The organism is Kribbella qitaiheensis (genome assembly GCF_042657745.1).
Taxonomy (GTDB): Bacteria; Actinomycetota; Actinomycetes; order Propionibacteriales; family Kribbellaceae; genus Kribbella; species Kribbella qitaiheensis.
Genome location: NZ_JBHSKE010000006.1, coordinates 282,358 through 306,811 on the forward strand (window position 1 = coordinate 282,358; position 24,454 = coordinate 306,811).

The window sequence follows — 24,454 nt, forward strand, 5'->3', positions numbered from 1 at the left end:
GCCGTAGATGAACTTCCGCCGCCCCCTGGGGCTCGTCACGTCTCTCGGGCTTGTTGTGACAATGACTGCCATGACGCAGCCAGCAAGCGCCGCCGTACCCGCCGAAGCACCGACGGCCCAGCCCGTCGTCGCCGGGTCCTCCTCCTTCTTCACGTCCTTCGAACCAGGCCAGCCGCAACCCGGCTACACCGACGAGGTCGAGACCGGCCCGGACGGGAAACCGCGCGCCGGCGGCGTCGAGGGTCCGACGCCGACCGGGATCGGCGGCAGCGAGATGGACAAGGTCACCAAGGTGACCGCCAACGACGAGAACACCGGTGGCGGTGAGATCGCGACGAACGTGGCCGACGGCGACAAGTTCACCAAGTGGTTGGTGTTCGAGCCGACCGGCTGGCTGGTCTACGAGACGTCGGCCCCGGTCACGATCAAGAAGTACGCGCTGACCTCGGCGAACGACGCCGACGGCCGCGACCCGAAGAACTGGACCGTGTCCGGCTCGAACGACGGCACCGCCTGGACCACCCTGGACACCCGGACGGGTGAGGACTTCGAGAACCGGTTCCAGACGAAGGAATACACCTTCAGCAACGACACGGCGTACAAGTTCTTCAAGCTGGACATCACGCTGAACCACGGCGAGGACATCGTCCAGCTGGCCGACTGGTACCTGTCCAACGGCGCTCCGCTGCCGCCTCCCGGCGAGACCGCCGAGTCGCGGCTCGACTCGGGCCCGACCAGCGCGTACAACGCCCGCGCCCGGACCGGCTTCACCGGCGTGAAGTCCTTCCGGTACGCCGGGCACCAGACCGCCGAGGGCCGGGGCTTCACCTGGAACAAGATCGCCGACGTGGACCTGAAGGTCGGCAAGGACACCCGGCTGGCGTACAAGATCTTCCCCGAGCACGTCGAGGGTGACCTGAGCTACCCGAGCACGTTCGCGGCGGTGGACCTGGCGTTCTCCGACGGCACCTACCTGAGCGACCTGAAGGCGAAGGATCACCACGGCTTCCCGCTCAGCCCGCGCGGTCAGGGTGACGCGAAGGGCCTGTCCACGAACCAGTGGAACAACGTCGAGGCCGACCTGGGCAAGGTGGCCGCCGGCAAGACGGTGAAGCGGATCCTGGTCGGCTACGACAAGCCCTCCGGCCCGGCGGACTTCCGCGGCTGGATCGACGACGTGCGGATCAGCAAGGCGACGAACCCGGACGACGCAGCCCGGAAGACCGCGGCCAAGCACCCGTCGGACCTGGCGATCACGACCCGCGGTACGAACTCCACCGGCGGTTTCTCCCGGGGCAACAACTTCCCGGCGACCGCGGTACCGCACGGCTTCAACTTCTGGACGCCCGTCACCAACGCGGGGTCGACCTCCTGGCTGTACGACTACGCCAAGGGCAACAACGACCAGAACAAGCCGCAGCTCGAGGCGTTCTCGATCAGCCACGAGCCGAGCCCGTGGATGGGTGACCGGCAGACGTTCCAGGTGATGCCGTCCACTGCGGCGACTCCGACCGCGGACCGCGACGTCCGCGCGTGGGCGTTCAGCCACGAGAACGAGATCGCCCGGCCGTACTACTACGGCGTCACGTTCGACAACGGCAACGCGGTCGAGTTGACCCCGACCGGCCACGCGGCGATGCTGCGCTTCTCGTTCCCGGCCGGCCAGGCGTCGCTCATCTTCGACAACACCAGCAACCTCGGCGGCCTCACCCTGGACGCCGAGACCGGCGTGGTGACCGGCTACAGCGACGTGAAAAGCGGCCTGTCCACAGGCGCCGGACGGCTCTTCGTGTACGGCGTGGTCGACCAGAAGGTGACCGCCAGTGGCAAGCTGGCCGACGGCGGCGGCGCGAACGTCGGCGGCTACTTCTCCTTCGACCCGAAGGTGAAGCAGGTGCAACTGCGGATCGCCACCTCGCTGATCGGCACCGCGCAGGCGAAGAAGAACCTCGAGCTGGAGCTCGCGGAGGGCAGCAAGTTCGACAAGGTGAAGGCGGCCGCCCAGCAGGCGTGGGACGGCAAGCTCCGCACGATCGAGGTCGAGGGTGCCACCGCGGACCAACTGACCACGCTCTACTCGAACCTGTACCGGCTGTTCCTCTACCCGAACAACGGCTCCGAGAACACCGGCACCGCGAAGAAGCCGGTGATCACCTACGCGTCGCCGACCTCCCCAAAGGTGGGGGCGGACACCCCGACGACGACCGGCTCCAAGATCGTGGCCGGGCAGACGTACGTGAACAACGGGTTCTGGGACACCTACCGGACCGTCTGGCCGGCGTACAGCCTGTTCGCGCAGGACGAGGCCGCCGACCTGGTGAATGGGTTCGTCCAGCAGTACAAGGACGGCGGCTGGATCTCCCGCTGGTCCTCCCCGGGCTACGCCAACCTGATGGTCGGCACCAGCTCGGACGTGGCCTTCGCCGACGCCTACCTCAAGGGGATCAAGGGCATCGACGTCCAGGCGGCCTACGACGCGGCGCTGAAGAACGCCGCCGCCCGCCCGCCGACAGAGAACGTCGGCCGCAAGGGTCTCGACCGCGGCGTCTTCAACGGCTACACGGCCAACACCACCGGCGAGGGCTTCAGCTGGTCGATGGACGGCTACATCAACGACTTCGGCATCGCGAACATGTCGAAGGCGCTGTACGACGCCGCGAAGAAGAACGATCCGCGCAAGCAGGAGTACTTGGACAACTACGACTACTACCTGAACCGGGCTCGCAACTACGTCACGCTGTTCGACCCGGCGCTGAACTTCTTCCAGGGCAAGGGTCCGGACGGTGTCTGGGGCAACTCCCCGAGCACGTTCGACCCGCGCGACTGGGGTCACGACTACACCGAGACGAACGCCTGGAACATGGCGTTCTCCACCCCGCAGGACGGCGCCGGACTGGCCGCGCTGTACGGCGGGCGCGACGGCCTGGCGAAGAAGCTCGACGAGTTCTTCAGTACTCCGGAGGACGCGCTGCACACCGGCGGATACGGTGGCACGATCCACGAGATGCTCGAGGCGCGGGACGTCCGGATGGGCCAGTACGGCCACAGCAACCAGCCGTCGCACCACATTGCCTACATGTACAACTTCACCGGCCAGCCGGCGAAGACCCAGGAGAAGGTCCGCGAGGTGCTGGACCGGCTGTACCTGGGCTCGGAGATCGGCCAGGGCTACCCGGGCGACGAGGACAACGGCGAGATGTCGGCGTGGTACCTGTTCAGCATGCTCGGGTTCTACCCGCTGCAGGTCGGCTCGCCGTCGTACGCGATCGGTGCTCCGTTGTTCACCAAGGCGACCGTGCGACTGGCGGACGGCAAGAAGCTGGTGATCAGCGCGCCGAAGAACAGCGCCAAGAACCTGTACGTCAAGGGCGTCAACGTGAACGGCAAGAAGTGGTCCTCGACCGCGCTGCCGCACTCGCTGATCGCCGACGGCGGCAAGATCGAGTTCGACATGACCGACAAGCCGTCCAGCTGGGGCGCCGGCCGCAACGACGCTCCCCCGTCGCTCACCAAGCCGGGTGAGGACCCGAAGACCTGGCGCGACTCGACGGAGGACGAAGGCGCTGTCACCGCCGCGGATGGGGTGGACGTGTCCGCGCTGACCGACAACGACTCGAAGAAGCAGGTCACGCTGACCGGGGCCACCCCGACGGTGACGGTCCAGCTGCAGCAGGGTCGCCCGGTCGCGATGTACAGCCTGACCAGCGGAAACACCGGTACTGCGCCGTCGGCGTGGGTCCTGGAGGGCTCGAACGACGGGACCACCTGGGCCACGGTTGACCGGCGTACGGGTCAGACCTGGGCGTTCCCGGCCTACACCCGGTCCTTCAGTGTCGTCGCGCCGAAGCCGTACACGCAGTACCGGCTGGTGATGACTCCGGCGGGCGCGGACGGCGTGACGCTTTCCGAGCTCGAGCTGCTCGGCACGTTGAAGGGTGTCGAGGCGGGCACTCACCCGAGTGACCAGCGGGTCGCCCAGACCCAGCCGAGCCCGACCCCGTCGCAGTCCATCGACAGGAACTACGGCTGACCCTCACGGCGTCTGCCGGTCGACTCCTCGGCCGGCGGGCGCCGTAGGTCTGTCAGGGCAAAAATTTCCGGCGGAACCTGCCCCTGAGAGGTTCCGCCGGACATTTGTGGTGGTGAGGAGAAGAAGTGGAGGGGTGGCGACCCCGCCCGGTCTGCCACCCCAACACTCCTACTGACGAGCGAGTCCCACGATAGGTTGCCTTCCCACAAAACTGTCCACATCCCGGACAATGACCGCCTGGGGCGACCCTCACCGGGGCTGATGATGGCCGGGTGACCGAGCCTGTGAATGATCTGCCGTCGCGTGACTTGGCTGAGTTGCGGCTTCGGGCCGAGCAGTTCGCGCGGGATGAGGACGACCAGTCGCTGCTGGACCTGGTGGGCGAGTTGCGGGCCGACGGCCAGTGGTGGGCCCATCTCTGGGGCCCGGCCGCCGCGATCGCCGCGCGGCGTCTCGGGGCGCCCGAGGCGGTCGGGTTGCTCGAGGAGAGCATCGCAGCCGGATTCAGCCAGCCGGAGCTGTTCGAGGGGGAACTCGAGAAGCTGTTCGGGGTCGACGCCACCTGGCCGGAGCTGCAGCGCCGGATCCAGGCGAATGTGCCGTTGGCGCTCGTGGAACTGACCGAGTGGCCGGAGCCTGGTCCCGCACTGCCCATCGAGCTCTACCGGATCAGCCCCGAGCGCGAGGCCGCCCTGCTGGACCGGCTGCCCGAGGCCACGGCGTCGGCCTGGGAGACGGCTACTCGACTGCTCGCCTGGGTGCACGACTCCTGGGCCCACGCGAACGACCACGTCGAGGACCCGGATGCGCTGAACGTGCTGGAGCGCGTGGATGCCGGCGCGCGGTTCGCCTGTGTCGAGTATTCGATCGTGCTCAGCCAGGCGCTGAACGCAGTACAAATCCCGTCGCGCCGGGTTGATCTGCGGCAGCTGAACCACCACGTCGGCGTCGGCCGCGGCCACGTGGTCAGCGAGGCGTGGATCGACGACCTCGACCGGTGGGTATTGCTGGACGGGCAGAACGGCTCGTACTGGACCGATGCCGGTGGCAACCCCCTCGGCGTGCGGGACCTGCAGCGACTGGCCGCGGCTGGGTCCGCAGTACCGGCGTTCGTCGGGGCGGGTGAGGTGGAGTCGCTGACGGAGGCGCAGGCGGCGGGCTGGTTCACGTACTTCGCGTCCGCCACGACCACGGGATACACCTGGGCCGAGGGCTCGTTCGCGCCGGTCTTCCAGGAGATGCGAGCCATCCGTACTCCGAGGCTGCTGCGCGACGGCGATCTCGCCTATCCGCGGTTGTCGGCGATCACCACGGGCCTGGGCGGCACCGGGACCACGTCGACCGCGCTCTTCACCCACTCCCATCCCTACGGCACGGGGATCCGGCTGCGCATCGGCACAGAGGTGGTCGACACCGACGAGTGGACGCTCGACCTCACCCCCGGCGTCCACGAACTCGCCGTCAGCATCATCACGCCGTACGGCGAAACGGCGGCGCGGAGGTTCAGCTACCTGGTGCGGGAGGTCAGCCGGACCAGCGGCCCGTGAAGAAGGCGGCTGCCCAGATCGCCCCGAGGGGTATCGCCACCGCCAGATAGAGGCGGCCCAGCCACGGTCTTCGTTCCGCGAGCACCGCCAGGCCGATCCACAGCGGCCACCAGAGCAGCGTCGCGCGGGTCAGCGAGTAGATCCAGAACGAGGTGACGAACGCGGCGATCGTGCTCGCCACCCAGGCCGCCTCGCCCCATGACCGGCGCCAGAGCAACCAGACGAGCAGCAGCAGGCCGACCGCCAGCGCGACCAGTTCCGCCCGGAACATCCAGGTCCAGTCACTGCGATCCGCCGAGAAGTGCCCCTTTGTCGCGGCCTCCACAGTGTGGATCAGCGAGATCCAGGGCTTGGTGAACTCGCGCGCCCAGCCCTTCTCCTGGGCGTCCTGCCAGGCGAACCAGGAACCGTGGATCTGCTTCAGGTACGCCATGAAGCCGAGCACCGGGATGGCCGGCAGCGCGAGCCACGGGATCGAGAGCCAGTCGCGCTTCTTCGAGGTCAGGAACTCGACCACCAGCGCGAAGGCGAGGAAGATCCCGGATACCCGGACGGTTGCCGCCAGCGCGACGAAGATCGCCGCACGCGCCCAGCGGCCCTGTCGCGCGGCGAGCCAGCCGGGGAAGGCGAAAGCGCAGAACAGCGCCTCGGTGTACGGCGCGGCCAGGAACACGCCGACCGGCGCCGCGAACCACATCAGCGCCGCCTTCGGGCCGAGGTTCGCGAGCTGTGGGAACTCGTACTGCGCGAGCCGGGCGAGCGAGACTCCCGCGAAGGCGCTCGCGACCAGGGAGATGACGATGCCGGCGGCGACCGGGCCGATCCCGATCCAGCCGACCCAGCGCATCAGGAACGGCAGCCCCGGGAAGAACGCGGCCAGCGGCGCCCCGGAGGGTTCACCGTTGTTGTAGCCAAACTCCGCGATCGCCTTGAAGTGCCAGACGTCCCACTGCAGCCAGGCGCGCCAGACGTTCGGGTAGGTGTCGCCGCGGTTGAACAGCATCGGCGCGGAGATCGACAGGACGAAGATCCCGATCCGGCTGACCAGCCACCAGCCGAGCGTCTCCCGGGCCATCAGGTCAGGCACGAACTCCCGGAACCGACCAGCCGCCCGAGCCCGCCTCGCCCTGCCCGGCCGCTCCTCGTCAGCCGTCCGCTCAACCACCACTAGGCGCTCGTTCCTGCGCACAGGCCCATCCGCGCGCGCCCGGCCGCCTCGTCACCCTCCACATCCCCATGGTGCCCCATCCCCAGTCACTCTCCATGAACGCAGACGGCACCCGGGTCAAGGGTGCCGTCTCCGTGGTCAGCCGTTGGCGGGGTTGTCGCCTGGCTGGGGCTGGTTCGGCGTACTGACCGGTGGGGTGAACGTCGGCCATGGCGGCCTCGGTGTCTTGGTCCTGGTCGGCTTGCCGGTGGGCTTGTCGGTGGGCGTCTCCGTCGGCTTGTCCGGAGTGCGCGAGGGCGTCGGGGTCGGCGGGTCGTTCGGGGTGTTCGGGGGCGGCTCGCTCGGCGTGAACGTCGGTGTCGAGGTGTCCTTGATCGAGTCCTCGTCCGGCTCGGGGAACTCGGCCTCCGGCTGCCCGTCGAGCGCCGGCTCCATGAAGGCCAGCCAGGTCTTCACCGGCCAGTTGCCACCGAAGAAGGCCTTGTCCGAGCTGTAGGGGTCGAGGTCGCCCTCACCGCTCGCGCCGGCCCGGTAGAGCACCGCTGTGGACAACTGCGGCGTATAAGCGGCCCACCAGGAGGTCAGCGTGTCATCGCCGTCCTTGCAGCCATCGCACTTGGCGTTCGCCGCGCGGTGCTCGAGGGCGACACCACCGGCCGTACCGGTCTTGCCGGCCACCGGACGGTCGAGCTCCTTGGCGTCCTCGCCGGTGCCCTTCTCGACGACGTTCTGCAGCACGTAGTTGACCGTGTTGGCGATCTCGGGCTCGAAGACCTGCTCGCCCTGCTTGGCCAGGGACGTATCCGCCCACTTGGTCTTGTTGTCCAGACCCTTGACCGACTTGATCGTGTGCACCGGCATGCGCTTGCCCCCGGCAGCGAACGTCGCGTACGCGTTCGCCATGTCCACCGGCGAGGCATACGGGTCCGGTCCCAGCACCGTGGACGGGTTGTTGCGGCCACGCTCCAGCGCCGTCGTCTTCGGGATCCCTGCCAATTCGGCGGCGTCGACCAGTTTGTCCGGGCCGTTGTCCATCTGCTTGTCGACCAGGTCGTAGAAGGCGGTGTTGATGGACTCCTGAGTCGCCTTCAGCAGATTGACGTCGCCGTAGTCCTCGTCGAACTCGTTGTTGAGCTTGAGCCCCTGGACCTCGATCGGGCTGTCGCCCTGGAAGACGTCGTAGATGCTCCTGCCGTCCTTCAGCGCCGCGGCGAGCGCGAACGGCTTGAAGGCCGACCCCGGCCGGGCCTTCAGCGTCGCCCAGTTCAACTGGCTCTTCAGGTAGTCGGGGCCGCCGTACATGGCGACCAGTTCACCGGTGCCGGGCCTGACCGAGGCCAGGCCGACGTGGAGGTTCTGCCGCTTCTTCGGCAGCCGCTCGGTGCCCGCCTTGACGATGTCGTCCTGCAGCTTCTTGTCGAAGGTGGTGACCACCCGCAGGCCGCCGCCGCTGATCTCGTCCTCGGGGATGCCGACCTTCACCAGTTCCTTGCGGGCCATGTCGAGCAGGAAGCCCTGCGGACCCTTGAAGCGGTCGCTCCGCTTGGCCGTCACGACCTTGGGAATCTGCTTGCTGTACACCTGCGCCTGGGCGTCGGTGATGGTGCCGGTCTGGCGCATTCCGTCGAGCACGTAGCGGTAGCGCTCGAGGATCCGCTTCTTCGTGGTCGGGGACTTGTCGTACGGGTCGAACAAAGTCGGGTTGTTGAGCACCGTGGCGAGCAGGGCCGCCTGCGGGACGGTGAGCTTCTGCGGGTTGCCCACCCCGAAATACGCCTGGCCGGCCGCAGAGATGCCGTACGCGCCCTCACCGAAGTAGATGGTGTTGAGGTAGCCCTCGAGGATGCTCTTCTTGTCCTCCGAGCGGCTCAGCTTGGTGGCGATGAAGAGCTCGGAGAACTTCCGGGAGAAGGTCCGCTCCTGGGTCAGGTACATGACCTTCACGTACTGCTGGGTGATCGTCGAGCCACCCTGCAACTGCTCGCCGCGGGCGATGTTGAATGCCGCGCGGGCCATGCCCGACGGCGAGATGCCCGGGTTGGTCCAGAAGGTCCGGTCCTCGGCCGCGATCACCGCGTCCTGGACGTGCTTCGGGATCTTGGCCAGCGGGAGGGAGCGCCGGTTCTGCTCGTAGAACGTGCCGAGCACGGTCTTGTTGTCGGAGTAGTAGACCGTGGTGGTGTTGGTCGCGAACTCCTTGTTGGGGTCCGGGATGTCCGTGGTCTGGTACCCGATGAAGAAGGTGGCGGCAGCCCCGATCACGCCGAGGAAGAACAGTGCCAGCAGCCAGCCCGCGATCCTCAGTGCCCAATGTTTCTTTGCGCGCGCACGGGAAGGGGCCTTCCTACGAGCTTCACTCACAGTGCAATCCTCGACGATCTCGCTGAAGTCATTGCGACCCAGAGTACGGGCGGTGTGGTAGCGCTCCCTATTCCGCCTGGATCGTAGCGGCTCGGGCGGTCACCCGCACCGCTCAGCCGCTCACGTGCGGTGCGAGCAAGGTCACGGCCAGCAACACGGTCGGGAAACAGGCCAGGAACATGGTGCCACCGCAGCGACGAAAGGCGACCACGGAGCGGGGTTAACGCAGGTCGGCGCCTGACGTAACAGGTTTCGGCCCGGCGGAGCGTGACGGACCTGACAAAGTCCACCTTTGTCAGGAGTTGTGGACGAGGACCGCCGTGCTTACAGTGGCGAAGCGATGTATCGAGCCGATACATCAGGTCATGACAAACTAGGTCGAGCGAGGTGGGTCATGGGAAACCGCACTGGGGTCCTGGAGCTCGCCGTACTCGGCCTGCTACACGAAGCGCCGATGCACGGTTACGAGCTCCGCAAGCGCGTCAACGCCCAGTTCGGCTGGGGACGCGTGCTGTCGTTCGGGTCGCTCTACCCGTGTCTGAAGGCGATGCTCCGCAACGGACTGATCTCCGCCGACGCCGGTACGCCGGACGCCGGGCGGAGGCAGAAGATCGTCTACACGATCACGGCCGACGGCAAGGACCACTTCGATAGCGCGATGCACGACGCCGGTCCGTCGGCGTGGGAGGACGACACGTTCGGCGTCCGGTTCTCGTTCTTCGGCCGGACCGATCCGGCCACCCGGTTGCGCATCCTCGAGGGCCGCAGGGCCCGGATGGAGGAGCGGCTGGCCAACTTCCGGGCCGCGATGAGCCGGACCGCGGAGCGGGTCGACGCGTACACCCTCGAGCTGCAACGGCACGGCCTGGAGTCGGCCGAGCGCGAGGTCCGCTGGCTGAACGAGCTGATCGACGGCGAACGACGCCAGCAGCGGCCCCCTGAACAGCACCAACCGCCTGCAACACCCCCCAATTAAGGAGTTCCAGATGACTTCGATCCGCGTAGCGATCGTCGGTGTCGGCAACTGCGCCAGCTCGCTCGTCCAGGGCGTGCACTACTACCGCGACGCGAAGCCCGACGAGCGCGTGCCCGGTCTGATGCACGTCCAGTTCGGCGAGTACCACGTCCGCGACGTCGAGTTCGTCGCCGCGTTCGACGTGGACGGCAAGAAGGTCGGCCTCGACCTCGCCGACGCGATCGGCGCCAGCGAGAACAACACGATCAAGATCTGCGACGTGCCGCCGACCGGTATCACGGTGCAGCGCGGTCACACCCTCGACGGTCTCGGCAAGTACTACCGCGAGACGATCACCGAGTCCGACGCGTCGCCGGTCGACGTCGTCGCGGCACTGCGTGAGGCCAAGGTCGACGTACTGGTCTGCTACCTGCCCGTCGGTTCGGAGCAGGCCGCGAAGTTCTACGCGCAGTGCGCGATCGACGCCAAGGTCGCCTTCGTGAACGCGCTGCCGGTGTTCATCGCCGGCACCAAGGAGTGGGCGGACAAGTTCACCGAGGCGGGCGTGCCGATCGTCGGCGACGACATCAAGTCGCAGATCGGCGCCACCATCACCCACCGGGTGCTGGCCAAGCTGTTCGAGGACCGCGGCGTCACCGTCGACCGGACCTACCAGCTGAACGTCGGCGGCAACATGGACTTCAAGAACATGCTGGAGCGCGACCGGCTGGAGTCCAAGAAGATCAGCAAGACCCAGTCCGTCACCTCGCAACTGGTCGACGACATCGACCCGCGCAACGTGCACATCGGCCCGTCGGACTACGTGGCCTGGCTGGACGACCGCAAGTGGGCCTTCATCCGGCTCGAGGGCCGCAACTTCGGCGACGTCCCGCTGTCGCTGGAGTACAAGCTCGAGGTCTGGGACTCGCCGAACTCGGCCGGCATCATCATCGACGCGATCCGCGCGGTGAAGATCGCCAAGGACCGCGGCATCGGCGGCCCGATCCTGTCCGCCTCGTCGTACTTCATGAAGTCCCCGCCGGAGCAGTACGCCGACGACGTCTGCCGCGACCTGGTCGAAAAGTTCATCAAGGGCGAAGTAGACCGCTGATCCCGGCCGCCACCGCGGCTGATCAGCACGGAGCCCCTGCCGCCGGATCATCCGGCGGCGGGGGCTCGGCTCTTTCCGGCTCCTGCGAGCTTCCTCGCGTACCCAGCCACAGACTTCTGGCCACTCGTCCAGCTCCCTGGCGGCCCACTAAGTTTGCCCCATGCGGCTTCACGTGGGATGCGCGATGTGGACGCACCAGCCGTGGCAGGGCCGCTTCCTACCGCACCCACTACCACCCAAGGAACGACTGCACGCCTATGCAAGCTGGTGCAACGCCGTCGAGGGCAACACCACCTTCTACGCAACGCCTTCCCGAGCAACCGTCGAGATGTGGGCCGGCCAGGTCGAGCCGGACTTCCGCTTCGTCCTGAAACTCCCGAAGGTCATCACCCACGAGCACCGCCTCAACAAGGTCGACCAGGAACTGCGGACCTTCCTCACCGCGATGGAGCCGCTCGGTCCGCGGGTCCATGCGCTCTGGATCCAACTCCCGGCCTCCTTCGCTCCAACCGATCTGGGCTCACTGGCCGCCTTCCTGCATCACGCCCCGACCGGCTTCCGCTACGCGGTCGAAGTACGGCATCCGGCATTCTTCGAAGAAGAGCGTCCGGCGTGGCAACTCGAGCAGGTCCTTGCGCGGGTGGGAGCCGAGTGGGTTCCGTTCGACACGGTGACGCTCTTCCAGACTCCGGCGAGCAGCTACGGCGAACGCGAGGCCTGGCTGAACAAGCCGCGGGTGCAGCGCCGGACACGCGCGCTCACCGAGTATCCGATCGTGCGCTACATCGGCCGGGACGACGTCGACGTGACGATCAAGGGCTGGCAGTACCTCGCCGACCAGGCCGCTTCGTGGCTGCGGGAAGGTCGCTCGCCCACGATCTTCCTTCACACTCCCGACAACGCCGAATCCCTGGCGCTGGCTCGTCGGTTCCACGACGACGTCCGAGCTCGTGTCCCCGAGCTCGATCCGCTCCCCGAGCCGATCCCTGCCGAGCCGCCGACGCTCTTCTAGAGCCGTTATCCACAGGCAGCAAATCCGCGGCTGAGCGGCGGGTGCATCTCCTTATGTTCTCCGGAGAGGAACAACTCTCGGGAGGACAGCCATGGATCAAGACCGCAGCAAGCCCACCAGCGCCCCGGACGACCGCTACGAGCGCACCCAGGTACTGATCGCCGATCTCCGCCGGCGCGCAGAGACCTGCGAAGACCCGCGCGAACAAGCCAACCTGCGCCGCTCGGCCGACTCCCTCGTCCGCCTGGCCACGGCGCTCCGCCCATGACGGCGGCTTCGACAGCAGCCACTCCGACTTCGTTGACGGAGCTGCTCGAACAGCACGCCCAGGCAGCTGTCCACATCAGCGGTGCCGAGCAGACCGCCTGGAGCGGCAGGGTCGTCGAAGCAGGCGAGGGCATCCTCGGCCTGGCGCACTGGGACGGCACCCTCCACCTCGACCGCGAGTGCATCCTGAACCCACTGCAGGAGATGTACGACCGCTCCGGCTACCCACACTCCGACGCGGACCTGATCCGCTACCGCGAAGCCCTGGTCACCCTTCTGCACGAGCAGTCCCATTTCCTAGGCCCGGTCGGCGCGACGCAGGAGGCTGCGCGGGCGGCCTTCAAAGTCCCCGGCAGCCGCCACCTGGAAGAGGGCGTCGCCGAAGCCTGGGCCCACGACCACCTGAACGACTTCATCCGCCACCTCGGCATCGACAAGGTCGCCCCCGGCATCACCACCGTCCGCAGCGAACCCTCGTACGCCGCCTTCGTCCCCGCCGTCCGCCTGCTCACCAGTGACATCGACCGCCAGGCCGACCTCCCACGAGGCGAGACCCTCCAGCGCCTGAACCGCCAAACCGCCGAACACCAGTGGCTGGTCGCGGTCGACCTCATCTACCGCTCGAGCCGCCTCCCCCAGGTGGTCCCCCCAGACCAGCAACCAGGCGTCCGCTTCCACCTGGAGAAGGCCCTCCGAACCTCGTTCCAGGCCCTGGAAACCTACGAACCCTTCCCCCGAGGCTTCGCCTCCTCCCGCTCCCACTCAGCCGGCACCCGAATCCTCACCCTCCTCCACAACGAACTAACCACTGCCACCACCCACTTCTCCCCCGCCCCCAACTCCACATCCACCCACCTCGCCACCACCAGATCAGCCAACCCGACACCCAGCCAGTCCTCCCCTAGCCAGCCCTCCCCCAGCCACCTCAAGCCCCATCAACCGAAAGCACCTGCCCCCGAGGCAACCGTGCCCGCGGCGCCCACCCCCGAGGCAGCGATTCGCGAGCAGCCAGCCCGCGGAGAGGTGACGCGCGGGGAGGTAGTGCGCGGGACGGCCCTCTCCAAGCCCTCGCACCAAGACCCCCAAGCCGCCTTCCACCAGGCCCTCTCCGGCCTAGCTCCACCAACCCCCGGCAACCATCAGCCCCGCCCCACCGCAAAGCCACTCATCCCCAACGACGCAGTCCGCACGCCACATACCCCAACCACCGCGCCCCCGCCGGTCTCAAGCCGCCAGACACCAACCGATTCGCCACCGCCGATCCCCACCAGAAGTCCAGCCCCGGCCCCATCAGCCATCACCGAAGAGACACCACCCGACACCTCGCACACTCCGGCAGCCCCGGCACCACCGATCCCCGCGCCAGCCGACGATCCCGGCCCGCCGGGTCCCCCCAACCAACGACGCGTACCCCGAATCACCCCCTCGACCGCCGACCAAGGACAAGCCCGGTAGCCCGAACGCGGCAGACCAGGAGAGCGACGCAACTCGACCGCCGACAACACCGGTGGCAGCGGCAGGGTCGGCGGCGGGACTACGCCTGGTGGCACGTCCTCGGCCGGACCCGGGCGTGGATCGGGTGCTGGCGGGGGCTGCGGCTAGTGCGTGGGGGTTGGTTGGACTGTGCCGGTGTTGCCGTTGATGGTGACGGGCTGGCCGTCGTGCAGGGTGGTCATGACGGATGGAACGCCGAGTACTGCGGGGATTCGATGTTCGCGGGCGACGATCGCGGCGTGGGACAGGCGACCGCCGGTCTCGGTGATCACTCCCGACACGACGGCGAACAGTGGGGTCCAGGCCGGATCCGTGAAACGGCACACCAGGATGTCGCCGGCCTGCACCCGCTGGAAGTCCGCAGGCCCGTGCACGAGCCGAGCCGTACCCGACGCAACCCCAGTACTTCCGGCGGTTCCCTGGAGCAGGCGCAAACCATCTTCTCCTGAGGGACCTTCCACCGAGGCGACCGTTGAGCTTGTGGTCGAGCCGGCGCTCGGAGCAAGGCTGGAGGTCGGCGCCGTTATGGGGCGGGATTGGAGGAGCCAGAGGTGGGTGGGGGTCAGAGCGAACTCGATGTCTTGGGGGGCGCCGAGATGGGCGGCTACTTCTTGGCCTAGCAGGTTCAACTGGTGGAGTTGGGGGTCAGTCAGGGAGGGGCGGGTGCGGTGGGCTGGTGGGACCGGAGTGGTGGTGGTCCCAGTTGGCGTGGTGGTCCCAGTTGGCGTCGTCGTCCCAGTTGGCGTCGTGGTTCCGATTGGCCTGGTGGTTCCGGCTGGAGCGGCGGTTCCAGTTGGAGTGGTAGTTCCGGTTCGCGTGCTCGTTGCTGTAAGGGTGCGGTCGGTTCGGGTGTGTTTGGTTCCTAGGTGGCGTTCGAGGATGGCGGTGGGGGTGACTGTGTAGGCGTCCGGGGTGACCAGGCCTTGGACGACGCTTTCGCCGAGGCCCCAGGATGCTTCGATGAGGGAGGCGCCGTCCGGGGTGTTCGCGTCGGCGGTGAAGAGGACGCCGGATACCTCGGCGTCTATGTGGCGCTGGACGATGACCGCCATAGCCGGATCGGGAGAAGGTCCGGGTGCCCGGCGGTAGGTGATTGCTCGGTCGGTCCAAAGCGATGCCCAGGTTGCTCGTATCGCGTCAGCGATCGCATCGACCCCCCGCACTCCCAGGTAGGAGTCGTGCTGGCCGGCAGCTGAGGCTGCGGCTGTGTCCTCAGTGGTGGCTGACGAGCGCACGGCGACCGGCGGCACCGCGACTGGCGGTATTGCGGACCTGGGCGAGCGTTGGGATTCACGCTGCGGTGCGGGGAGGGTGCCCAGCTCGGTCGGAGCCTCGGTCGACTGGCTGTGTAGCCAGGATGGGGTGGGGATGCTGCCTAGATCGGTTAGTGCTTCGGTCAGCTCTTTGAGCAGCGCGGGTGGGATGGGGTGGTGCTTGATCAGGCGGCGGGCTTCGGCTGCGCTGTGGGTGGAGAGAACGGTGGGGAGGTCTAGGTCGCTGACGAAAACGCGGTAGACGCAGGCGGGGATGACGAAGGCCGGTGGGACTGGGAAGCCGGCCTGGGCGAGTCTGCCTAGGGTCGCGGCTTTGGGGCCGGCGTTCTCCGGTGTGGCGTCGACGAGACGGATGATCAAAGACCCTCCTTGTCCGGTGATCAAAGACCCTTCCTTTCCGGTCGATTGCGAGTGCGAGCTCGCCGGGCCGATTGCGGGTGCGGACGCTCGTCCCTGCTCCCTTGCTGCTCTTCTCGCTGGCGGTGGGCTTCAACATGGTGTTGACAACATTTTGTTGATGATGGACTGTTTGCGGGTGAGAAGCAATGACAAGGGCAGTGGGGCTGACGATCAGGCTCAGGCGCAGCGGGAGCGCGAGGCGCGGGAGTTGTTATTGGCGGCGGGGGCTGATGGGCTGGAGCGGCGGCCTTGGCAGGCCGGGTCTATGCCGCCGTCTGCCGTTGACTTGATTCAGTTCTTTCTGTGGCGGTCCGGCTCGGCGGGGTTGGGGAGTCCGCCGGATCAGGAACTCACGGAGGCTGCGGTGGCTGCCTTGCAGTTGTTGCCGGCGGCACGGGCTGAGCTCGATCAGCTGGAGACTGGGTTGTTGTTTGCGGCCCGTGGGCTTGGGCTCACCTGGGCGCAGATGGCCAACGCGCTTGGGCTGAATTCGCCGCAGGCCTGTCAGCAGCGGCTCGATCGGCTCACCGCTCGCAGCGGGCGCCCGACCGAAGACTCGGCCGGGGCTGGCGGCGCTGTGGGTGGGGTGGCGTCGTGAGTCGGGGGTCGGGGGTGGAGTTGTTGGTGCTTCATGCGGTTCGGCTTCGGGGGATGGCAGATGATCGGGTTGTCGCGGCGCGGTTCGGGGTTGAGCGGGCGGTTGCTGCTGAGGTCCTGCTCGACTGCCAGGCGTTCGGGTGGGTCACGTGGTCGGAGTTCGCCGGTACGGGCGGGTGGTCGCTCACCGAGGCTGGGCGGGCGGAGAACGAGAGGCAACTGGCGGCAGAGCTCGCAGGGCTGGCAGAGCTGGGCGGGCGGGCAGAGCTCGGGGGCCTTGCAGACCTGGAGGAGCCGGCCGGGGAGGAGGAGTCGGCAGATATAGCCGGCGCCGAGGTGGTTCGTGAGGCATACGGGGTGTTTCTCTCGCTCAACGAGCGGTTGCAGCGGGCCTGCACCGACTGGCAGATCAGGCCGACAGCCGAGGACTCACTGGCGTTCAACGACCACAGCGATCCCGCCTGGGACGGCAAGGTGATCGACGAGCTCACCGCGCTAGGCAAGGCGCTCGAGGCGGTGTCGGAGCGGCTCACCTCAGTGCTCGATCGCTTCCAGGGTTACGACACCAGGTTCAGTGCTGCGCTCGGCCGGGTGATCGCCGGAGACAGCTCGTGGGTCGACCGAACGGGCGCCGACTCCTGCCACACCGTCTGGTTCGAGCTGCACGAAGACCTCATCGCCACCCTCGGACTCGCGCGCGGCGCCGAGCTGTCTGTGGAGAACTGAGCCAACGCGCGAGTGGGCGCACCGGAGAGATAACCCCGGAGCGCCCACACGTCGGACGGAGCAGCGTTGAAACTACTGGGCGGTGACGCCCGCGGCCTCGAAGTTGTAGGTCTTGCCGCCGAACTTCAGGGCGTCGACCGATCCGGAGAAGGGGAAGTCCCGGGCCCTTGCTGACGGTCGCGGTCAGCACCTTGGCGTGCTCGCCACCGTCGTAGTCGATGTGCGCGATGCTGCGGTTCACGATCTGGCTTCTGGCCACCGAGTTGGCGATCAGCGGATACGTCACAGTCGCGCTGGCAGCCGAAGCACCGGTGACCTTGGCATCCGCCGCGCCACCCGCCCAGCACCGAGATGCCGACTGCCGTGACCGTCAGTGTGAGCCGGAGACCCTCTTGACTTTCAGCGAGGAATGGGCCTGCGGTTGGTCGACCCGCCAGAGGTCGACCAACCGCAGGGGTTCAGGAGGGGTTGATTGCCAGGGCGTGAGCACCCCGGCTGCCGTACGTCGAGCAACCCGTATTCAGCGGATCGCTGTAGCCGGCGTTGTCGATGCGCAGGTAGCAGGTGCCGGCCTGCAGATTGCTCGCCACGCTCGCGCCCAGGCCGGTCGGAGTACCGGCGTTGCTCTGGCCGGAGGCGGGGTCGGCGGAGGCTACAACGGCGCCCGCGGAGTCGAGCAGCTCGAGCTTCATGTCCAGGTTGCCACCGAGCGCGGCCGGGCTGGCCGTGGCCGTGTCGAGGTAGATCACCCGGTTCGAGCCCGGCTTGCTGTGCAGCTCGAAGGCGGGTCCCTCGGCGTCGGCAACCGCCTCGGTCGCCCAGCGCGGCGAGACCTCGGGCGCCTTCTGCGGGGTGGTCAGACCCGGCTCACGGAAGAACAGTCTCCCGTCGGAGTCGAGCCAGCTGGTCTTGTCGGTGGCGAGCACGTCGCGCAGCTTCTGCTCGGACAGGCCGTTGCTCTGGGCAATTTCTGCCAGCCGGGACTGCACCTCGTCCAGCGCGGCCAGCCCGGGCGTGGGCTGACCTATCAGTTGATCGAGTGGTGTCTGTTGTGCGTCGGCCTGGGTGCCGGCGGCCACGGCCAGCGCTCCGAACACGTCGGCACCGGCACACGCGAGCGCACCGGTTCGGCGGAACTTGCTCTGCACCTGGAATCCTCCTCAAGGATTCCCCCCAACCTCACGGATGTTTCCCCCGAGCCCAGCGCCGCCGCCCTCACCAGAAGGCGGCGACGCGGGCAACCCCTGTGCGAACCCCCGGTACTGCGAACGCCGGGGGCTCCGGGCCGGACGTACTACCCGGCGGTGACCTTGACCGAGTAGGCGCCGCGGCTGCCGTAGGTCGAGTAGCCGGTGTTCAGCGGGCTGCCGTAGCCGGTGTTGTCCACCCGGAGGTAGTACCGCCCGGCGGTGACCTGGCGGCTGATGCTCGCGCTCAGGCCGGTCGGCGTACCGGAGTTCGACTGGCCGGAGGCCGGGTCGGCGGTGGCGACGACGGTACCGGCCGAGTTCAGCAACTGGAGCTTGATGTCCAGGTCGCCGCCGGTGGCCGCCGAGTTGGCCGCGAAGGTGAAGGTGCCGGCCGCGAGATCGATCCGGAAGGTGTCGACGTCCGAGTCGTTCGCGTAGATACCGTTCGCGGTGGCGCCCAGAGTCAGCGCGGTGGCGTCCGCCGTACCGTTGCCGTGGTCGTCGGCGCGCAGGGCCAAGCCGTTCTGGCCGACGACCGCGAAGTCGTCTTCCTTGTTGTTGGCGTTCGAGTACTCGCCCTTGCTCCACTGGCTGATCGCCTTGGAGTAGCCGACGCCCATGATCGGCGCCCAGGCGCCGTGGCCGGCGTAGTACCCCACCGACGAGGTGCCGTCGTGGTTGAGCCCGACGTTGTGGCCGGCCTCGTGCGACGCCGCTTCGGCGATGTTCTTCGCGCCGGTGCCGACGCCCTTGGTGAAGACCAGGGCGGGCTGGTAGTAGCTGTGCTGGCTGGTGTTGTCGTAGACACCGACGTACGCGACCCCACCGCAGCCACAGCCGGATTGGTACCAGGTCGTCGGGTCGATCACGACGCGCGTGCCGTACTGCTGGTCCGACGAACCCGACCGGGTGATCGCGGACTCCGGCGGCGCCTGGGTGGTCACGTCGACGTCGAACGGCGCGTAGTCCTCGGCGACCCGGGTCCAGACCTCGCGAACCACGTTCTGCTCGGCGGTGCTCCAGTTGCTCATGTTGCCGTCGGTGTCGTACGCCGTGATGTTCACGGTGGCGGGTTTGCCGCCGGTGTTCCACGCCGTACCGCTGATCGTGTGGCCGTCGAAGTCAAGGTAGATCACCCGGTTCGAGCCGGCCTTGCTGTGCAGCTCGAACGCCGGGCCGGCGACGGCCGCGACGGCCCGCTTCGCCCAGTTCGGGGACTTCGCTGTCGCGGCCCGCTCCTTGGCGGAGGCGACGGGCTCGCTGTAGAAGAGCTTGCCGTCCTTGTCGAGCCAGCTGGTCTTGTCGCTGGCCAGGATCCGCTGCAACTGCTGCTCGGCGATCCCGTTGCGCTCAGCCAGCTCGGCGAGCCGCGGCTGGACCCTGCCGAGAGCGGTCTTACCCTGGAGCGGCTGGCCGAGTAGCTGGTCTAACGGGGCTGGGGACGGACCCTGTTGGGCGTCTGCCTGGTTGCCGGCGACGACGGCCAGCGCTCCGAACAGAACGGCACCGGCGCCTACGAGCGCACCGGTTCGGCGGAACCTGCTGTGCATCTGGGGCCCTCCTCAGGGACTCCGTGGCACCACCGGCGCTGTGGGGGGACGGCCGGGGCGTGCCGTTTGCCTCACTTGTCGTACGCGTGCGCGCACTCTGCGTAGAGTGCCTCATCGGTTGTCCCGGTGTATACATTTTTCCGCGGAATTTACCTTCTCCAGAGGCTTCCCGAGCCTGACCATCGCTCGTCGACGGCGCAGTGGATGCCTGTGATGCAGGTCACACAAACCGGAATGTCGAGTACGGCGACCACCGGCCGACGCCTGGGTGAAAGCACCCGACAACCGATGTCTGGCAGCGAAAGGGAGATCGACCATGAAGCTCACCTTGCACACCTTCCTCAGTGTCGACGGCGTCATGCAGGGTCCCGGCGGACCCGACGAGGACCGCAGCGGCGGGTTCGAGCGGGGTGGCTGGCTGGTCCCGTACTCCGACGAGGGCATGGGCGAGATTGTCAGCGACTGGTTCACCCACGCTGAGGCGATCCTGCTCGGCCGCACCACTTACACGATGATGCAGACGTTCTGGACCCAGGTGACAGATCCGGACAATCCGGTGGCGGCCGCGCTCAACAACTTGCCGAAGTACGTCGCAACGTCGACCCCGCTCGAGCCGGCCTGGAACAACAGCACAGCGCTGTCGGACAACGCGATCGAGCAGATCCGCGAGCTCAAGGACAAGCCCGGCGGCGAGCTCCAAGTGCACGGCTCGTGCGGGTTGGCCCAGTCATTGCACCAGGCCGGGCTGATCGACGAGTACCGACTTCTGACGTTCCCGGTCGCGGTCGGCACCGGCAAGCGCCTCTTCACCGACGGCGCCCCCGCATCCGGCTTCACCGTGGTCGACAGCCGCATCACCCGCACCGGTACGACGTACGTCGCGCTCCAGCCGAAGCCGTTCCACGTCGGCGACATCGAGGTGGAAGACGGCAAGGAGAAGGAGATCCGCTGATGCCGGGTACTGCGGCCAGGACCTGAAATCGGCCGGTACCTCGAACTTTGTGGTGGCCGGCACCATCGTGGACAACTGCCCGCCCGGCTCCGGAGATCGGCCAGGACCTCTGCCGACTCTCCGGAGCCACTGGTTTCTCAGGACGCCGCGGCTTCCTCAGCCAGAGCCGGCAGATCAGCGGGCGGTGGCTGCCGGAAGAAGTCGAGTTCGAGACCCTTCGTCAGCCAGGACGCTCCGAAGGCGAAGACCGCCACCGCTTCGCCGATGATCAACGAGTAGTCGCGCAACCAGTCGGTCAGCATCGTCACCACGATGAAGATGAGAGCGAGCACGATGATCGCGGCGCAGGACCAGTGGAAACGTCGCCAGAATTCCGGCGACCCCTTGGCCGGCTGACCGTTGCGGATCCTCGGGCGGTTCCCCTCCCGCACTCCGAAGGAATAGCTGGTGATCGCCAGCGAGACGATGAAGATCGCCGCACAAGCGAAATGAATGCCGGCAACCGTCTGCTCGCCCAGCTTTTCCTGCAGTGGCGTCATCAGAATTCCATTCCCGGCCGGCCGGCCGGTGGGGAACATCGCGACTCCGAGTGCGGCGATCCCCGCAATCACGCTGAGCAGATTGTCGGTGATCCGCTCGAACACGCGGTACGTGATCAGGAACAGGCCCGTCACGCACAGACTGCCGACGAAGAAGTCACGCATTCCCGAGTGGTAATAGGCGCTGAGCGATCCCCGCGGCAGCACGTCACCCTTGAGGACGAAGATGTCCCCCAGCAACAGAACGACGGGCAGGATAATGCCGATGAATCCGATGACTGCTCGCATCAGCAGATAGGACCGCAGGTAGGCGATCTTGTCCTTCTCCTCCGGCGTCGGCCGCGGTGGACTCTGCGGCTCGACCGTCAAGATGTTCATACGTTCCCCCTGACCGGCATTCGACCGGACCGCCAGACGGCTGATCCACCGAATCCGATCGAGCGACTGGCTCCGTCCGCACCCCTTTGGCGCGGGCCCCCGGCCGGTCGCATGTGCCTTGATTCCAAGATTCTCCGCAATCTCCGCCAGGTCAATGGATCCGCGAGCACCGGGGCCGGCATGGAATCAAACCGGAATGTCAGAGGACGAGAACCTGCCGAATTGAGGTGCCGGCGGCCAGGATGTCGAACGCTTCATTGAGGTTGTCGAGGTCCACGGTGGAGGTGAGGAGGCGGTCGACCGGTAGGCGGCCGGCCTTGTAGAGGGCGATGTAGCGAGGGATGTCGCGGCTGGGGATGGCGGAGCCCAGGTAGGAGCCTTTGAGGGTGCGTTCCTCGGCGACGAGGCTTACCGCGGGGATGCTCAATGTCTGCGAGGGATGTGGGAGGCCGACAGTGACGGTGGTGCCGCCTCGGCGGGTGGCTGCGTAGGCCTGGCCGAGGACGGCTGCGCTGCCGACCGTCTCGAACGCGTAGTGCGCGCCGCCGGCTGTCGCCTCGCGTACCTGCTCGACCGCGTCGTTGCTTCGGGCATCGATAGCGTGGGTCGCGCCGAGCGAGAGTGCGAGCTCGAGCTTCTCCGGTATGACATCGACCGCGACGAGTGGATGCGCGCCGACCAGTTCAGCGCCGAGCAGGGCCGACAACCCGACGCCGCCGAGGCCGAAGACGACTGCACTCTGGCCCGCCTGGACCCGAGCCGTGTTCACCACGGCGCCGACGCCCGTCATCACCGCACACCCGAAGAGCGCGGCGAGCTCCGGTGGCAGGTCGGGGTCGATCTTCACGGCCGACCGCGCAGAGACCACCGCATGAGCGGCGAAACCGGAGACGCCGAGGTGGTGGTGCACCTGACCCGACAGACCTTCACCCAGCTGGCCGAGCCGGCGCGCGCCGGAAAGCAAGGTGCCTGCGGTGTTGGCCGCTGCTCCTGGCTCGCACAGGGCCGCGCGCCCTTCCGCACAAGGGCCGCAGGCGCCGCAGGCCGGGACGAACGCGAAGCCGACCGTGTCACCCGCCGCGAAACCGGCAGCCTGCGACTGGATCACCTCGCCGGTTGCCTCGTGGCCGAGCAGCATCGGCATCACCCGCGGTCGGGAGCCGTCGATCACTGAGAGATCCGAGTGGCACAACCCGGCCGCACGGATCCGGACCAGCAGCTCTCCCGGGCCGGGTGGAGCCAGCTCGACCTCTTCGATCCGCAGCGGCCGCGACTCGGAGTACGGGCTGGGCAGTCCCATCTCCCGCAGTACTGCGCCTCGCACGATCATCCGGTGATTCCTTCCAGGGCGGTACGGAGCCGATCAGGCAGAGCGACCGGGCGACGGTTGTCGCGATCCACGAACACGTGGACGAAGCGGCCCGTGGCAGCGGGTTCCTCCGAGCCCGCGCGGAACAGCCCGATCTCGTAGTGGACGCTGGAGTTGCCGAGCTTCGACACCCGCAAGCCGGCGTCCACCGTCTCCGGGAACGCGAGCGATTGCTTGAAGGTGCAGGCCGACTCGACGCACAGCCCGATCACGTCGCCGCGATGGATGTCGAGCTCACCGGCCCGGACCAGGAACTCGTTGATCACCGTGTCGAAGAAGCTGTAGTACTCGACGTTGTTCACGTGCCCATACACATCGTTGTCCTTCCAGCGCGTGGTGATCGCCAGGAAGTGCGGGTAGGAGCTCCGGTCCATCCGCCCACCATAAGGTGCAGAAGATGACGTACCTCCTGATCCCAAGCGCGGGCTGCGCGCCCTGGCACTGGCACCCGCACCCGGTCGCCGATCTCCTCGAGACATACCGGAACGCAGTACGGGCTTAGTCCTGCCAGAAGCCGATGCGGTTGCCGACAGGCCGTAACCTACGGTCGCGTAACTTACGGTGCCGTAGGGTAGGGGGGACCCGACGACAAGGAGACCCCGGTGACCGACAAGCTGGTGACGAACCTGCTGCACGAGCTGGAGCCTGTCGTCGAGCAGAATCTCGAGCGGCACCTGGCCATCACCAAGGACTGGAACCCGCACGACTACGTGCCGTGGAGCGAGGGCCGCGACTTCGCCTTCCTCGGCGGCGAGGACTGGGCGCCGGAGCAGTCGCGGCTGGACCCGGTCGCCAAGGTCGCGATGATCACCAACCTGCTGACCGAGGACAACCTGCCCTCGTACCACCGGGAGATCGCCACCCAGTTCGGCCTCGACGGCCCCTGGGGCACCTGGGTCGGCCGGTGGACCGCCGAGGAGGGCCGGCACGGGATCGCGCTGCGCGACTACCTGGTGGTCACCCGCGGAGTGGACCCGGTCGAGCTCGAGAACGCCCGGATGGCGCACATGACCGCCGGTCACGTGGTCGAGAAGAACATGCTCGAGGCGATCGCGTACGTCAGCTTCCAGGAGCTCGCCACCCGCGTCTCGCACCGCAACACAGGCAAGGCCACCGGCTGCCCGATCGCGGACCAGTTGCTGGCCCGGATCGCGACCGACGAGAACCTGCACATGATCTTCTACCGGAACCTGGTCGCGGCCGCCTTCGAGTCCGCGCCGAACGAGACGATGCGGGCCGTCGTCAACGAGGTCCGCGACTTCTCGATGCCGGGCGCCACGATGGAGGGGTTCGCCCGGAACTCGGTGACGATCGCCAAGGCAGGGATCTACGACCTGCGGCTGCACCACGACGAGGTCGTCGCGCCGATCCTTCGGATGTGGAAGGTGTTCGAGCGCGACGACCTGAGCGGCGACGGCGCCAAGGCCCGCGACGAGCTGGCCGAGTTCATGACCGCCCTCGACGCCCAGGCCGACCGCTTCGTCGAGCAACGCGCCCGCCTGCGGGAGCGCCAGGCCGCTCGCGCCGAAGTCTGA

19 protein-coding genes and 1 pseudogene are annotated in these 24,454 nt (G+C 67.5%); 11 read left to right on the forward strand and 9 right to left on the reverse strand.

Features of this window, described 5'->3' with window-relative positions:
• The first annotated feature begins 70 nt into the window (after positions 1-70).
• Together ACFPJ1_RS05810 and ACFPJ1_RS05815 are read left to right on the forward strand one after the other, a co-directional pair.
• Positions 71-4,030 carry a GH92 family glycosyl hydrolase gene (locus tag ACFPJ1_RS05810; RefSeq protein ID WP_380101824.1) on the forward strand — a complete coding sequence of 1,320 codons (3,960 nt, stop codon included), beginning with the start codon at positions 71-73 and terminating at the stop codon, positions 4,028-4,030.
• A 272-nt stretch (positions 4,031-4,302) separates the two neighbouring features.
• A complete protein-coding gene (locus tag ACFPJ1_RS05815; protein ID WP_380101826.1) occupies positions 4,303-5,577 on the forward strand; it encodes a transglutaminase domain-containing protein in 1,275 nt (424 codons plus the stop codon).
• Here the strand turns inward: ACFPJ1_RS05815 and ACFPJ1_RS05820 are convergent.
• Together ACFPJ1_RS05820 and ACFPJ1_RS05825 are read right to left on the reverse strand one after the other, a co-directional pair.
• Positions 5,555-6,766: a mannosyltransferase family protein gene (locus ACFPJ1_RS05820; protein ID WP_380101827.1), complete on the reverse strand. Its 1,212-nt coding sequence runs from the start codon at positions 6,764-6,766 to the stop codon at positions 5,555-5,557. The two genes, ACFPJ1_RS05815 and ACFPJ1_RS05820, sit on opposite strands and share 23 nt — an antisense overlap.
• Positions 6,767-6,883: 117 nt before the next feature.
• The gene (locus ACFPJ1_RS05825) at positions 6,884-9,106 is read right to left on the reverse strand and encodes a transglycosylase domain-containing protein (RefSeq protein WP_380101828.1); all 2,223 of its coding nucleotides are present in this window, start codon (positions 9,104-9,106) and stop codon (positions 6,884-6,886) included.
• Positions 9,107-9,500: 394 nt separating this feature from the next.
• On the opposite strand from ACFPJ1_RS05825, the gene ACFPJ1_RS05830 reads away from it, so the two are divergent.
• From ACFPJ1_RS05830 to ACFPJ1_RS05850, 5 genes are all read left to right on the forward strand, one after another.
• Positions 9,501-10,082, forward strand: a complete 582-nt coding sequence (locus tag ACFPJ1_RS05830; RefSeq protein WP_380101829.1) for a helix-turn-helix transcriptional regulator — start codon at positions 9,501-9,503, stop codon at positions 10,080-10,082.
• Positions 10,083-10,092: 10 nt separating this feature from the next.
• Complete coding sequence (locus tag ACFPJ1_RS05835; protein WP_380101830.1) at positions 10,093-11,172, forward strand: inositol-3-phosphate synthase; 1,080 nt, start codon at positions 10,093-10,095, stop codon at positions 11,170-11,172.
• A 160-nt stretch (positions 11,173-11,332) separates the two neighbouring features.
• Positions 11,333-12,184, forward strand: a complete 852-nt coding sequence (locus ACFPJ1_RS05840) for a DUF72 domain-containing protein (protein WP_380101831.1) — start codon at positions 11,333-11,335, stop codon at positions 12,182-12,184.
• 91 nt (positions 12,185-12,275) lie between these two features.
• On the forward strand, positions 12,276-12,452 hold the full coding sequence (locus tag ACFPJ1_RS05845; protein ID WP_380101832.1) for a hypothetical protein: 177 nt from the start codon (positions 12,276-12,278) through the stop codon (positions 12,450-12,452).
• On the forward strand, positions 12,449-13,906 hold the full coding sequence (locus ACFPJ1_RS05850) for a hypothetical protein (RefSeq protein ID WP_380101833.1): 1,458 nt from the start codon (positions 12,449-12,451) through the stop codon (positions 13,904-13,906). The genes ACFPJ1_RS05845 and ACFPJ1_RS05850 overlap by 4 nt, the downstream gene beginning before the upstream one ends.
• A 143-nt stretch (positions 13,907-14,049) precedes the next feature.
• Here ACFPJ1_RS05850 and ACFPJ1_RS05855 read toward each other — a convergent pair whose 3' ends face one another.
• Positions 14,050-14,319, reverse strand: a complete 270-nt coding sequence (locus tag ACFPJ1_RS05855) for a PEP-utilizing enzyme (RefSeq protein ID WP_380102371.1) — start codon at positions 14,317-14,319, stop codon at positions 14,050-14,052.
• 153 nt (positions 14,320-14,472) lie between these two features.
• Positions 14,473-15,195: pseudogene (locus ACFPJ1_RS43330) on the reverse strand (PEP/pyruvate-binding domain-containing protein); the annotation flags it as partial.
• Between the two features lie 376 nt (positions 15,196-15,571).
• Here ACFPJ1_RS43330 and ACFPJ1_RS05865 point away from each other — a divergent pair.
• A complete protein-coding gene (locus ACFPJ1_RS05865) occupies positions 15,572-16,216 on the forward strand; it encodes a hypothetical protein (RefSeq protein WP_380102379.1) in 645 nt (214 codons plus the stop codon).
• 53 nt (positions 16,217-16,269) lie between these two features.
• Positions 16,270-16,941: a transcriptional regulator gene (locus ACFPJ1_RS05870; RefSeq protein WP_380101834.1), complete on the forward strand. Its 672-nt coding sequence runs from the start codon at positions 16,270-16,272 to the stop codon at positions 16,939-16,941.
• A 458-nt stretch (positions 16,942-17,399) separates the two neighbouring features.
• On the opposite strand, the gene ACFPJ1_RS05875 is transcribed toward ACFPJ1_RS05870, so the two are convergent.
• Both ACFPJ1_RS05875 and ACFPJ1_RS05880 read right to left on the reverse strand, forming a co-directional pair.
• Complete coding sequence (locus ACFPJ1_RS05875; protein ID WP_380101835.1) at positions 17,400-18,089, reverse strand: hypothetical protein; 690 nt, start codon at positions 18,087-18,089, stop codon at positions 17,400-17,402.
• 146 nt (positions 18,090-18,235) lie between these two features.
• Positions 18,236-19,681 (reverse strand): pre-peptidase C-terminal domain-containing protein, encoded by a 1,446-nt coding sequence (locus ACFPJ1_RS05880; protein ID WP_380101836.1) that lies wholly within the window; start codon positions 19,679-19,681, stop codon positions 18,236-18,238.
• Positions 19,682-19,997: 316 nt separating this feature from the next.
• On the opposite strand from ACFPJ1_RS05880, the gene ACFPJ1_RS05885 reads away from it, so the two are divergent.
• A complete protein-coding gene (locus ACFPJ1_RS05885; RefSeq protein ID WP_380101837.1) occupies positions 19,998-20,633 on the forward strand; it encodes a dihydrofolate reductase family protein in 636 nt (211 codons plus the stop codon).
• A 137-nt stretch (positions 20,634-20,770) separates the two neighbouring features.
• Here the strand turns inward: ACFPJ1_RS05885 and ACFPJ1_RS05890 are convergent, their stop codons facing one another.
• From ACFPJ1_RS05890 to ACFPJ1_RS05900, 3 genes are all read right to left on the reverse strand, one after another.
• The gene (locus ACFPJ1_RS05890; RefSeq protein ID WP_380101838.1) at positions 20,771-21,550 is read right to left on the reverse strand and encodes a hypothetical protein; all 780 of its coding nucleotides are present in this window, start codon (positions 21,548-21,550) and stop codon (positions 20,771-20,773) included.
• A 199-nt stretch (positions 21,551-21,749) separates the two neighbouring features.
• Positions 21,750-22,880 carry a zinc-dependent alcohol dehydrogenase family protein gene (locus ACFPJ1_RS05895; protein ID WP_380101839.1) on the reverse strand — a complete coding sequence of 377 codons (1,131 nt, stop codon included), beginning with the start codon at positions 22,878-22,880 and terminating at the stop codon, positions 21,750-21,752.
• Positions 22,877-23,293: an acyl-CoA thioesterase gene (locus ACFPJ1_RS05900; protein WP_380101840.1), complete on the reverse strand. Its 417-nt coding sequence runs from the start codon at positions 23,291-23,293 to the stop codon at positions 22,877-22,879. Before ACFPJ1_RS05900 ends, ACFPJ1_RS05895 begins: the two co-directional genes overlap by 4 nt.
• Before the next feature lie 228 nt (positions 23,294-23,521).
• Between ACFPJ1_RS05900 and ACFPJ1_RS05905 the strand changes: the two genes are divergently transcribed.
• On the forward strand, positions 23,522-24,454 hold the full coding sequence (locus tag ACFPJ1_RS05905) for an acyl-ACP desaturase (protein ID WP_380101841.1): 933 nt from the start codon (positions 23,522-23,524) through the stop codon (positions 24,452-24,454).